General features: G+C 75.5%; 5 protein-coding genes, 2 tRNA genes and 1 pseudogene. 4 read left to right on the top strand and 4 right to left on the bottom strand.

Features of this window, described 5'->3' with window-relative positions; translation table 11 throughout:
• Positions 1-22 precede the first annotated feature (22 nt).
• Both ACZ52R_RS13400 and ACZ52R_RS13395 read left to right on the top strand, forming a co-directional pair.
• Positions 23-94 (top strand) — tRNA-Val (locus ACZ52R_RS13400).
• A gap of 41 nt (positions 95-135) precedes the next feature.
• Positions 136-207: transfer RNA gene (locus ACZ52R_RS13395), tRNA-Val, on the top strand.
• Between the two features lie 313 nt (positions 208-520).
• Here ACZ52R_RS13395 and ACZ52R_RS13390 read toward each other — a convergent pair.
• On the bottom strand, positions 521-724 hold the full coding sequence (locus ACZ52R_RS13390) for a hypothetical protein (RefSeq protein ID WP_360498423.1): 204 nt from the start codon (positions 722-724) through the stop codon (positions 521-523).
• Between the two features lie 406 nt (positions 725-1,130).
• On the opposite strand from ACZ52R_RS13390, the pseudogene ACZ52R_RS13385 reads away from it, so the two are divergent.
• Positions 1,131-2,393, top strand: a pseudogene (locus tag ACZ52R_RS13385) (serine/threonine-protein kinase); the annotation flags it as partial.
• 886 nt (positions 2,394-3,279) lie between these two features.
• Here the strand turns inward: ACZ52R_RS13385 and ACZ52R_RS13380 are convergent.
• Positions 3,280-4,086: a TrmH family RNA methyltransferase gene (locus ACZ52R_RS13380; RefSeq protein ID WP_465617016.1), complete on the bottom strand. Its 807-nt coding sequence runs from the start codon at positions 4,084-4,086 to the stop codon at positions 3,280-3,282.
• Between the two features lie 89 nt (positions 4,087-4,175).
• On the opposite strand from ACZ52R_RS13380, the gene ACZ52R_RS13375 reads away from it, so the two are divergent.
• Positions 4,176-6,920: a SpoIIE family protein phosphatase gene (locus tag ACZ52R_RS13375; RefSeq protein WP_465617014.1), complete on the top strand. Its 2,745-nt coding sequence runs from the start codon at positions 4,176-4,178 to the stop codon at positions 6,918-6,920.
• An 81-nt stretch (positions 6,921-7,001) separates the two neighbouring features.
• Here ACZ52R_RS13375 and cobA read toward each other — a convergent pair whose 3' ends face one another.
• Positions 7,002-8,249, bottom strand: coding sequence for a uroporphyrinogen-III C-methyltransferase (gene cobA, locus ACZ52R_RS13370; protein ID WP_360498417.1), 1,248 nt, complete (start codon positions 8,247-8,249; stop codon positions 7,002-7,004).
• A gap of 104 nt (positions 8,250-8,353) precedes the next feature.
• Positions 8,354-12,346 carry a nicotinate-nucleotide--dimethylbenzimidazole phosphoribosyltransferase gene (cobT, locus tag ACZ52R_RS13365; protein WP_465753481.1) on the bottom strand — a complete coding sequence of 1,331 codons (3,993 nt, stop codon included), beginning with the start codon at positions 12,344-12,346 and terminating at the stop codon, positions 8,354-8,356.
• Positions 12,347-12,362 lie beyond the last annotated feature (16 nt).

Below are 12,362 nucleotides of genomic sequence, written 5' to 3'. Positions count from 1 at the left end.
TGCTGCAGGACCGCCACACCAGGCGCGATTAGCTCAGCGGGAGAGCACTACCTTGACACGGTAGGGGTCACTGGTTCAATCCCAGTATCGCGCACGTCGGATCCTTCGGGGTCTGCTGCAGGACCGCCACACCAGGCGCGATTAGCTCAGCGGGAGAGCACTACCTTGACACGGTAGGGGTCACTGGTTCAATCCCAGTATCGCGCACAGTAACGGCCGGGGTCGCAATCCGTAAGGGTTGCGGCCCCGGCCTTTTGCATGCACCGGTCGTGGTGAGGATCGGCCGGTCGTCATGAACCGGTCGTCATGAAGGAGAAGAGCCGCGTACGGACGCCCTCACCGACGTCCGTACGCGGCGTCTCCGCCTGCCGGGGCGCTCTGCGCACCGCTCACGCCCGTCCGCGTGTCAGCGCGGCCGCGGCCCTCCCCGGCGGCACCGCTCCCCGTCCCCAGGGGACCGGTGCCCGTTCTGTGGCCGCCCGCAGGGGGCGGCGTCCTTTCTCAGGTGGCGCCTGAGACCTCAGCGGCCGATCAGATCGGCGACTGCCTGGGCCTGGTTCGCCATCTGGTCCCATCCACCGAAGAGCAGGACCAGGAGCACGGCGCACGGCAGGGCCATGGCCAACGCCACCGCGGGGTGCCGGGTGGGCTGCTCCGTGGTGGACCGGGACTGGACGGAGGCCGGCCGACGGCGGCGGGGGGTTCCCGTGAGCTGCGGTGCCATGCCCTGACTCCTGATCCGGTCGAGTTGGCGCGGTGGACGGCTTACCTCGGGGGACGAGCTCCCCGTCCACCGCTGGGCACAACGCTATTGGTCAGGGGGCCCTGCGGACGTCATGCCGTCGTACTGTTCCTCGGACGTCCCGGAGGATGACGCCCGGACTTGAGGCCTACTACCGCAGGGGGAGGGAAGGCTGATCCGACCCCCGAGGGAACCCTGAGGGCCAACCCCGAGAGGCGATCCGGCACCCCTGTGACCTGCAGGTCAACGCAAGATCAGACAATCGCACGGCGGCTTCAGGTGTTGCGTATCAGCACACCGCAGCGGGCAGTCCGTAAGCTGTGCCAGGCAGGAACTGACGATGGCCCAACCGACGGGGCTTCACCCACAGGCTGACGGAGAACGGAACATGGCGATGATGCGGCTGAGGCGTGAGGACCCCCGCATCGTCGGGCCGTACCGCCTGCACCGGCGACTGGGCGCCGGCGGCATGGGTGTGGTCTACCTCGGGTCCGACCGCCGCGGGCAGCGCGTCGCGCTCAAGCTGATCCGCGCCGAACTCGCCGAGGACCAGGAGTTCCGCACCCGCTTCGCCCGCGAGATCGCCGCCGCCTCCCGGATCCGGGGCGGCTGCACCGCCCGCGTGGTCGGCTCGGACATCGAGGCCGACCGGCCCTGGCTGGCCACCGCCTACGTGCCCGGGCCCTCGCTGTACAAGCAGGTCGGCGACGAGGGGCCGATGAGCTGGCCCGAGGCGGCCCGGATCGGGGCCGCGCTCGCCGACGGGCTGGTCAAGGTGCACGAGGCCGGGGTGGTCCACCGCGACCTCAAACCCTCCAACATCCTGCTCTCACCGCGTGGCCCGCGGATCATCGACTTCGGCATCGCGTGGTCGCGCGGCGCCAGCACGCTCACCCACGTCGGCACGGCGGTCGGCTCCCCCGGCTTCCTCGCCCCCGAGCAGGTACGCGGGGTCGCCGTCACGCCCGCCACCGACGTCTTCGCCTTCGGGGCCACCCTCGCGTACGCGCTCACCGGGGACACCCCGTTCGGGTCGGGGGCGTCGTCCGAGGTGATGCTGTACCGGGTCGTCCACGAGGAACCCGACCTGTCCACGGTGCCGCCCCAGCTCGCTCCACTGATCCGGGCCTGCCTGGCCAAGGAACCCGCCGAACGGCCCGGCGCGGCCGCGCTGCACGAGCGGCTCAGCGAACTGGCGGCGCGCGCCACGGCGGCCGGGGCCTCCGGCGGCGGTGCGCGCGCGGCCCGGCCGGGACGGGCGGCGGCCGCACCCGCCCCGCACGACGGTGCCCGGCCGGGCGTTCCGGCGCCCGGACGCTCGCCCGAGCCGCCCGCCGCTGCGCGGGCCCGGGCGGCCGCGGGCCGTGCCGGTGCGCCGGTTTCCGGAACGGCGGGGCGCCGCCCGCACGGGGCGGCCGCGCCGCTCCCCCGGCCCGAGCCGACACCCGTGACCCGTCCGCTGCGCCGGCGTCCCGACCGTCCGCACACTCCGCCCCCGGACCGGCCCGGCCCCCGGGACCGCCAGCACACCCCCGCCCCCGGCGGGCGGCCCGGCACGGCACGGCAGCGGCTGCTGCGGCAGCGGCTCGTGGTCTTCGTCACCGTGACCATCGGGGTGGCGCTGGCCATCGCGGCGGCGCAGGGATGCGAGGACCGGGGCAACCAGGGTCTGAGGCCGCCCACCGGGGTGGTCGCGAGTGTGAGCGGCGGCGGTGCCAGTGGTGGCAGCGGCGGCGGCCAACTGGCGGTGCCGGGGACGTCCGTGGACGGCGCCCCGCAGCCCTCGGCCACGCCCCTCCCGGCAGCGGCGCGCGGCGGCGCGGCGGACGGCTCCCTGGCTGCCCCGCAGGCGCCGGTGCCGGCGGTCGACTGGCCGAACCGCAGCTACCCCGACGGCGCGGGCGGACCGGCCATCGCGCTGAAGGACGGGCACTCGGCCGGGGCCGGGCCGCAGGTCGCCCTGAGCGCGGTGCTGCCGGCCCGGTACAAGGGCCTGCCGGCCGCGGTCGTGGTCCTGCGGCGGGCGGAGGGCTCGGCGCCGGTCGACCTCGTCCAGCTCTACACCTTCGCCGGGGACACGCCTGTCGCCACCACCTCCCGCACCTCGGCGGCGGACCCGCAGGCGACGGCCGCCTGGCGACTGGACGGCAGCACGGTCGTCCGCGAGGAGCGCGTCGCCGCCACCGGCGCCGTCACCTCCACCCGCTACACCGTCCGCGCCGACGGCACCCTCGACGAGTCCTGGCCCGGCGCCCCCGGCGGCCCCACCCCGCCCCCCGCCGCCGCCCCAGCCGCCGCCCCGGCCCCGCCCACGGCCCCGAAGGGCTGACCCGACACGATTCGGCTGAGCGTCCGCGCGGGACGTCGGGCCCGCCGACTCCTGGCGCAAGGCCTGGCTCCGGCGTGGAGAAGGGGCAAGGGGCCCGGCATCCACGGAGGGCCGGCGCCAGACGTCGGGCCCGCCGACTTCTGACGACGCGGTGACGGGTCCAGCCGTGACGGTCCCAGGAGCGGGCGAGGCGGCGGGCCCGGGGACGTCAGGGGGTGGTGACGGCGTAGAAGGCCACGGCTGCGGCGGCGCCCACGTTGAGCGAGTCGATGCCGTGCGCCATCGGGATGCGGACGGGGTGGTCGGCGGCGGCGATGGCGCGGGGGGTGAGGCCGTCGCCCTCGGCGCCGAGCAGGAGAGCGGCCTTGGGGAGGCGGTGCGGGGTGAGGCCGGCGAGGTCGACGGCGTTGTCCGCGGGGGTGAGGGCGAGGAGGGTGAAGCCGGCCGCGCGGACCGTGTCGAGGGCGGCGGGCCAGGGGTCCAGGCGGGCGTACGGGACCGCGAAGACGGCACCCATCGAGACCTTGACGGCGCGCCGGTAGAGCGGGTCGGCGCAGTCCGGCGAGAGCAGGACCGCGTCCATGCCGAGGGCGGCGGCGCTGCGGAAGATGGCGCCGAGGTTGGTGTGGTCGACCAGGCCCTCCAGGACGGCGACCCGGCGGGCCCCGGCGAGCAGGTCGGCGGCGTCCGGGAGGGGCTTGCGCTCCATCGAGGCGAGCGCGCCGCGGTGGACGTGGTAGCCGGTGACGGCTTCGGCGAGCGCGGGCTCGACCACGTGGACCGGGGCGTCGGCCTCGGCGATGACGTCGGCCATCACGTCCAGCCACTTGGCGGTGAGCAGCATCGACCGCATCCGGTAGCCGGCGGCGAGGGCGCGGCGGATGACCTTCTCCCCCTCGGCGATGAACAGGCCCTCGGCGGGTTCGCGGCGGCGGCGCAGTTCGACGTCGGTGAGGCCGGTGTAGTCGGCGAGGCGGGGGTCGGCCGGATCGGTGATGGTGCTGGGTTCGGACACCCTGTGATCTTGCCAAGCCGGGACGGGGAAGGCCAAACGGCCGAGGGGACGGGGTGGTCCCCGGCTAGTCGGAGTGCAAATATGACCGTATGGCCCGTTATCCGGGCCGATCCTGGGCTCCGTCGGCCTCTGGCGCCACTGGCTCCGCCGGCTCCTCCGGTGGGCGCCCACACGGTCGGCCACAGCTGCCGCGCGCGAAGCGGGCGTGGCCGGTGTGGCACCGGTCGGTGGCCGGGCAGGTGTTCGCGCTGCAGATCCTGATCGTCCTGCTGCTGGTGGCGGCCGCCGTGGTGGCACTGGTGGTGCAGTCGCACAAGGACGCCGACAACGAGGCCCGCAACCGGTCGGTGGCGGTCGCCCAGACCTTCGCCAACTCGCCGGGCATGGTGGCCGCCCTCCGCTCCCCCGACCCGACCGCGATCCTCCAGCCGAAGGCGCAGTCCGCGCGGATCGCCTCGGGCGTGGACTTCATCGTCGTCCTGAGCAACCAGGGCATCCGCTACACCCACCCGAACCCGGCCCGGATCGGCCAACCGTTCGTCGGCAACTACCAGCCCGCGCTGCACGGCCAGGTGGTGACCGAGCACATCACGGGCACGCTCGGCCCGCTGGTGCAGGCGGTGGTCCCGGTGTACGCACCGGACGGCCAGGTGGTCGGGCTGGTCTCGGCGGGCGTCACGCTGGCGAACGTCAGCACGGCGAGCGAGCGTCAGCTGCCGGTGGTGCTGGGCGCGGCGGCCGGCGCGATCGGGCTGGCCACGCTCGGAACGGCGCTGATCAGCCGTCGGCTGCGGCGGCAGACGCGCGGGCTGGGCCCGATCGAGATGACCCGGATGTACGAGCACCACGCGGCCGTCCTGCATGCGGTGCGCGAGGGCGTCATGATCGTCGGCGGGGACGGCCGGCTGCTGCTCTGCAACGACGAGGCTCGGCGGCTGCTGGACCTGCCGCCGGACGCCGAAGGCCGTCCGGTGGCCGGGCTGGGCCTCGAACAGGCGCCACTGGAGCTGCTGACCGCCAACCGCCAGGTGACCGACGAGGTGGTGCTGGCCGGGGAGCGGCTGCTGGCGGTGAACGTCCGGCTGACCGACCAGGCCCCCGGCGGCCCGCCCGGCTGCGTCGCCACGCTGCGTGACTCCACCGAGCTGCTGGCGCTGTCCGGCCGGGCCGAGCGCGCGCAGCGGCGGCTGCGGCTGCTGTACGACGCCGGGGTGACGGTGGGCAGCACGCTGGACGTGACGCGGACGGCGGAGGAGCTGGCGCAGGTCGCCGTGCCCCGGTTCGCGGACTTCGTGACGGTGGACGTCGCGGAGCAGGTGCTGGTGGGCGAGGAGCCGCCCCCGGGTTCCTCGCTGGGGCGGATGCGGCGGGCGGCGGTGACGGGCGTGCGGGACGACGCGCCGTTCTACCCGGTCGGCACGGTGCTGGACGTGGTGCCCGCGACCCCGCTGGCCGGGGCGCTGCACAGCGGAAAGCCGGGCCTGGAGCCGAACCTGGCGGAGGCCCGGCGGTGGCGCGATCAGGACCCGGAGCGGTCGGCGCAGGTGCTGGAGTACGGGGTGCACTCCCTGGTGCGGGTGCCGCTGCGGGCGCGCGGGGTGCTGCTGGGGGTGGCCCGGTTCTGGCGGGCGCAACGGGAGGAGCCGTTCGAGACGGACGACCTGGCGCTGGCCGAGGAGCTGGTGTCGCACGCGGCGGTGTGCATCGACAACGCCCGCCGCTACACCCGGGAGCACGCGATGGCGGTGACGCTGCAGCACAGCCTGCTGCCGCGCCGGCTGCCGGCCCAGAACGCGCTGGACGTGGCGCACCGCTACCTGCCGGCCCAGGCCGGGGTGGGCGGGGACTGGTTCGACGTGATCCCGCTGCCGGGCGCGCGGGTGGCCCTGGTGGTCGGGGACGTGGTGGGGCACGGGCTGCACGCGGCGGCGACGATGGGCCGGCTGCGCACCGCGATCCACAACTTCTCGACCCTGGACCTGCCGCCGGACGAGCTGCTGGGGCACCTGGACGAGCTGGTGAACCGGATCGACCAGGACGAGGCGGCGAGCGGCGAGAACGCCGGGCTGACCGGGGCGACCTGCTTGTACGCGATCTACGACCCGGTGTCGCGGCGCTGCACGCTGGCCACCGCCGGGCACCCGCCGCCGGCCGTGGTGGACCCGCAGGGCCGGGTGGTGTTCCCGGAGCTGCCGACCGGGCCGCCGCTCGGGCTGGCGGTGCTGCCGTTCGAGACCGCCGAGCTGGACCTGGCCGAGGGCAGTCGGCTGGTGCTCTACACGGACGGGCTGGTGGAGGACCGCGACCGGGACATCGACGAAGGGCTGGAGCTGCTGCGGACGGCGCTGACCGGCCCGCCGCGCACGCCCGAGCAGACCTGCGCGGACGTGCTCGGGGCGATGCTGCCAACGCACCCGCAGGACGACATCGCGCTGCTGGTGGCGCAGACCAGGGTGCTGGCGCCGGACCAGGTGGCGGAGTGGGAGGTGCCGTCCGACCCGGCGGCGGTGGGTGCCGTCCGGGCAGAGGTGGCGCGGCGGCTGGAGGCCTGGGGGCTGGACGAGGCCGCGTTCGTCACCGAGCTGATCCTGAGCGAGCTGGTGACCAACGCGATCCGGTACGGCTCCGGGCCGATCCGGGTGCGGCTGCTGCGGGACCGGGCGCTGATCTGCGAGGTGTCGGACGGCAGCAGCACCTCGCCGCACCTGCGGTACGCGGCGACCGAGGACGAGGGCGGGCGCGGGCTGTTCCTGGTCGCGCAGTTCGCGGACCGCTGGGGGACGCGCTACACGGCGACCGGGAAGGTCATCTGGGCGGAGCAACCGCTGGAGTAGGAAGTCGGCCGGGCCGACTTCCCACTCCGGGAGGGTCCAGTCCGGGAGGGCCCACTCTGGAAGGGTCCGCTCCGGGAAGGCCTACGGCCGGAAGGCGGCGGCCAGGACGTTGACGACGTCCCCGATGACGATGACCGCCGGAGGCTTGACGCCCTCGGCCTCGACCACCGCGGCGACAGTGCCCAGGGTGGCGTCCACCCGGCGCTGGGCGGCGGTGGTGCCCTCCTGGACGATCGCGACCGGCGTGGTCGCCGGGCGGCCGTACTCGACCAGTCGGGCGGCGATCGCGCCGATCTTGTCCACGGCCATCAGCAGCACCAGGGTGCCGCTCATCTTCGCGGCGGCCTCCCAGTTGGTCAGGGAGCGCTCGTCGTCCGGCCCGACGTGGCCGGAGATCACCGTGAACTCGTGCGTCATGCCCCGGTGGGTGACCGGGACGCCGGCCGAGGCCGGGACGCTGATCGAGCTGGAGATCCCGGGCACGACGGTGACCGGAAGACCCGCCTCGGCGCAGGCCAGCAGCTCCTCGCCGCCGCGCCCGAAGACGTACGGGTCGCCGCCCTTGAGCCGGACCACGAACTTGCCGGCCTTGGCGTGCTCGATCAGCGTGCGGTTGATCGCCTCCTGGGCCATGAACCGGCCGTACGGGATCTTGGAGGCGTCGATCACCTCGACGTGCTCGGGCAGCTCGGCGAGCAGCTCGCGCGGGGCGAGGCGGTCGGCGACCACCACGTCGGCGTCGGCGAGCAGGCGGCGGCCGCGCACGGTGATCAGGTCCGGGTCTCCGGGGCCGCCGCCGACCAGGGCGACGCCGGCACCGTGCGAGCGGTACTGGCGGGCGGCCAGCGAGCCGTCCCGCAAGCCGTCCACGATGGCGTCGCGCAGGGCGGCGGAGTGGCGCGGGTCGCCGGTGAGGACGGCGACGGTGGCGCCCGCGTCGCGGCCGCTGGCCGGGGTCCAGGCGGTGGCGGCGGAGGCGTCGTCGCTGCGGGAGCAGAACACCCGCCCGCGCTCGGCCTCGGCACTGACCGCCGCGTTGACGGCCGGGTCGTCGGTGGCGACCAAGGCGTACCAGGCGTCGGCCAGGTCGCCGTCCTGGTACGGACGGGCGTGCCAGGTGAGCTCGCCGGCGTCGGCCATCGCCTGGACGGCCGGGGTGGTGGCCGGGGATATCAGGTGCAGCTCGGCCCCGGCGGCGATCAGGGCGGGCAGCCGCCGCTGGGCGACCTGTCCGCCGCCGACCACGACGACACGGCGGCCTGCCAGCAGCAGGCCGACCGGGTAGGGGGTACGGCCCTCGGTGCTCGGGTGCGGGGTGGGCGCGGTCATCGACGGTGCTCCTGATCGGGGTGAGGGTGGGGGACGGTACGGCGAGACGCCGCTCCGCGGGCCGGCGCCCTCGGGCCGGTCCGCGGAGCGGTGCGAGGTGTGCGTCAGGCCTTCTCGGTGACCCCGGCGGAATCGAAGGTGGCTACATCGTGCATCGCCCGTGCCGCGCTCTGCACCAGCGGCAGGGCCAGCAGGGCACCGGTGCCCTCGCCGAGCCGCAGGTCCAGGTCGATCAGCGGACGCAGACCGAGCTTCGCCAGCGCGGCCTGGTGGCCGGGCTCGGCGGAGCGGTGGCCGGCGATGCAGGCGGCCAGCACCTCGGGGGCGATCGCCTTGGCGGCCAGTGCGGCCGAACCGGCGATGACACCGTCCAGCACCACCGGGGTGCGCAGCGAGGCGGCGCCCAGCAGGAAACCGGCGATGGCCGCGTGCTCCAGGCCGCCGACGGCGGCGAGGACGCCGACCGGGTCGCTCGGGTCGGGCTGGTGCAGGGCCAGCGCGGCGCGGATGACCTCGATCTTGCGGGCGTGGGTCTCGTCGTCGATGCCGGTGCCGCGACCGGTCACCTCGGCCGGGTCGAGACCGGTGAACACCGAGATCAGCGCGGCCGAGGCGGTGGTGTTGGCGATGCCCATGTCGCCGGTGACCAGTGCCTTGTTGCCCGCCGCGACCAGGTCGCGGGCGGTCTCGATGCCGACCTCGATGGCCTTGAGAACCTCCTCGCGGGTCATCGCCGGGCCCTGGGTCATGTCGGCCGTGCCGGGGCGGACCTTGCGCGGCAGCAGACCGGTGGCCCGGCCCTGCTGGACGGCGTCCGGCAGCTCGGCGGCCACACCGACGTCGACCACGCAGACCTCGGTGCCGATCTGCTTGGCGAAGGAGTTGATCACCGCTCCCCCGGCCAGGAAGTTGCCGACCATCTGGGCGGTCACCTCCTGCGGCCAGGGGCTGACGCCCTGGGCGTGCACGCCGTGGTCCGCGGCGAAGATCGCCACGCAGGCGGGCTCCGGGAGCGGCGGCGGGCACTTGCGGGACAGGCCGCACAGCTGGGCGGAGATGATCTCCAGCATGCCGAGCGAGCCGGCCGGCTTCGTCATCCGCTTCTGCCGGTCCCAGGCCTCGCCGAGCGCCTTGGCGTCCAGCGGGCGGATGCCGCGCAGGGTGTCGGCGAGCAGGCTCTGCGGCTCCTCACCGGGCAGCGCGCGGTTGCCGTACTGCTCCTCGTGGACGACCCAGGACAGCGGGCGCTTCTTGGCCCAGCCCTGCTGCTCCAGCTCGGGCTCGTCCGGGAAGGAGTCGACGTAACCGACACACAGGTAGGCGACGACCTCCAGGTGCTCCGGCAGGCCGAGCTCGCGGACCAGCTCCTCGTCGTCGAAGAAACTCACCCAGCCGACGCCCAGGCCCTCGGCGCGGGCGGCCAGCCAGAGGTTCTCGACGGCCAGGGCGGCCGAGTACGGGGCCATCTGCGGCTGGGTGTGCCGGCCCAGGGTGTGCCGGCCGCCGCGGGTGCGGTCGGCGGTCACCACGATGTTGACCGGGGTGTCGAGGATGGCCTCGATCTTGATTTCCTTGAACTGCTTGGCCCGGCCCTTGGGCAGCGAGTCCGCGTACGCCTCGCGCTGGCGCTCGGCCAGGGCGTGCATCCGCTTGCGGGTCTTGCCCGAGCGGATCACCACGAAGTCCCAGGGCTGCGAGTAGCCGACGCTGGGCGCGGTGTGGGCGGCCTCCAGGACGCGGATCAGCACCTCGTGCGGGATCGGGTCCGGGCGGAAGCCCTTGCGGATGTCGCGGCGCTCGCGGAGCACCTGGTGGACGGCCTCGCGGCCGGCCTCGTCGTAGCCGGGGGCGGCCGGGCCGCGCGGCTCGGCGGGCTCCTCGGGCTGCTGCTCCTCCAGCGGCTGCTCCTCGGCGGCCTGCGGGTCGGCGGCGGACACCTCGGTGACGGTCTCCTCGGCGGCCTGCCGGTCGGCGGTGGCCTGCTGGTCGGCGGGCTGCTCGGGCTGCGGCTCCTCGACGACGGGCGACTCGGGGGCCTGCCCGGCGGCCTCGGCGGCGGCAGCCTCGGCAGCGACGGCGACGGCGTCGGCCTCGGCAGCGGCGGGAGCCTCGGCCGGGGCCTGGCCCTGCTCACCGACCGGCTCGGCGGCGGCCTCCGCCGGGGTCTCGGCCTCCGGGACGGCGGGCACCTGCTCGGCGACGGCCTCGGCACCACTCTGGGTACCGCTCTCACCGGCGTTCTCGGCAGGGACCTCGGCAGTAGCCTCGGCACCGCTCTCGGCGGGCGCGACGACCGCCTCGGCGACCTCGGCGGCGGGCTGCTGCTCCGCCTCCTGGGCGACGGCTTCGGCGGGCTGCACGGCCTCGGCCGCGACGGCGGGCTCGGCTGCGGGCTCGACCACCGGCTCGGTGACGGCGTCGGCGGGCGCCTCGGCCGGGGCCTGGGCCTGCTCGGCGACCGGCTCGGCAGGAGCCTCCGCCGGGGTCTCGGCCGGCGCAGCCTGCTGCGGCTGCTCGGGCTCGGCGGCGGGCTCGTTGACGGCCTGACCGGACGGCATCTCACCGGTGCCCGCGGCGGTCTCGGCGACCGGCGCGGCGACCGTCTCCGGCGCGACCGCAGCGGCCTCGACAGCCTCGGCGGCCGGGACGGGCTCGGTCGGCTCGGCAGCGGCTGCGGCCTGGACGGGCTCGCCGCCCTCGACGGCCTGCGGGGCGTCGGCGGCCGCTATGGGCGCGGGCTGCTGCGGCGCCGCCTCCTCGGCCGCCGGGGCCTGCCCGGTCGCCTCGACCTTGGGCAGGCCGTGCGGGGTGGGCGCGGCGAGGAAGGCGGAGATCCGGCGCGGCGGACCGGCCTGAGCGGCGGCCTCGGCGTGCTCGGCGGCACCGTCGACAACGACGGACTCCACTGCGACGGATTCGGCTGCGACGGATTCGCCGGCACCGTCGACGACGACGGGCGCGACGGCCACGGCCACAGGCGCGGCAGAAGCCTCGGCCGGGGCCTGCTCGGCGACCTGCTCGACCACGACGGCCTGCGGCGCGACGGCCACGGCCTCCGCGGCAACCTCGGGCGCCGTCACGGCCTGCGCGGCCTGGGCATCCTGGAGGGCCTGGTCACCCTGGACGGCCGGAGTGGCCTCCGGCGTCTCGACGACCTCGATCACCTCGATCGCCCCGACCGTCTCGACGGCGAACACGGCGTCGACCGGCGGCGAAGCCAGCGGCACCTGTACCGCCTGCTGCACGGCCTGGGCGAGCGGCACCTGCTGACCGTCCGCCACCGGAGTACCCGGGACCAGCGGAACGACCGGCGGCACCGGCGCCGTCGGAACGGCCTGCGGCGCGACGGCCGGAGCCGGGGCGGTGGCCTCGGCCATCGGCGGCCGGCCGACGACCGGGATGCCGTGCGCGGGCGTGCCGCCCTGCGACGGGCCGCGGTCGGCCAGCGAGCGGACCGGGACCTGGCCGGTCATCAGCGACGGGTCCGGGATCGGCGGGCCGGCGTGCAGCGGGCGGCGCGGCTGCTGAGCCTGCGTCATCTGCTGCTGCGCGTGCTGCTGCAGTTGGACGGGCTGCTGCTGGACGTGCTCGGCGCCGAGCACCGGCGGGTCCACCGGCGGCCAGGACGGCTCGACCGGGGTGCCGTCGTGCTGCGGTGCGAGTGGCATCTGCTCGGCGGGGACGGACGCCATCGGCTCGCCCCAGGAGCCCTGCGGGCCGGGCATCAGCAGGACGTCGTCCTCGTCGTCCAGGCCGTCCGGCGTGTCGGGCTGGTCGAGGAAGTGGAAGGCCGGGCGCGGGGCGCCCTGGTCGACGGCCCACCCCTCGCCGGGGAGACCGGGCGACGGCACGCCGGGGGCGGCGTAGCCGTGCTGGGCCTGCGGCGGGATGACGCCCGCACCCGGAGGCATGCCGCCAGGCATCCCACCGGGCATGCCGCCGACCGGGGTCGCCGGGTTCGGGATCATTCCGCCGTCCGTCGCGACGCCCTGCAGAGGTGCAACGCCCGCGACGCCCTCCGGTCCGCCGAGCGGGTCCGGCCCGGCGTTCAGGTGCTCCGGCATTCCCTCGCCCGGGACGTGGCCGCCATCGGTCATTGTCAAGCTCCTTCCA

It is taken from the genome of Kitasatospora sp. NPDC034023 (assembly GCF_055575795.1).
The sequence above is the reverse complement of the archived record's forward strand: the minus strand, read 5'-3'. Positions and strand labels throughout refer to the sequence as shown.

Excerpts from the sequence above, each read along its gene's own strand:
- ACZ52R_RS13390 (WP_360498423.1), bottom strand. The coding sequence starts at position 724 with ATGGCACCGCAGCTCACGGGAACCCCCCGCCGCCGTCGGCCGGCCTCC.
- ACZ52R_RS13375 (WP_465617014.1), top strand. The coding sequence starts at position 4,176 with ATGGCCCGTTATCCGGGCCGATCCTGGGCTCCGTCGGCCTCTGGCGCC.
- cobT (WP_465753481.1), bottom strand. The coding sequence starts at position 12,346 with ATGACCGATGGCGGCCACGTCCCGGGCGAGGGAATGCCGGAGCACCTG.
- cobA (WP_360498417.1), bottom strand. The coding sequence starts at position 8,249 with ATGACCGCGCCCACCCCGCACCCGAGCACCGAGGGCCGTACCCCCTAC.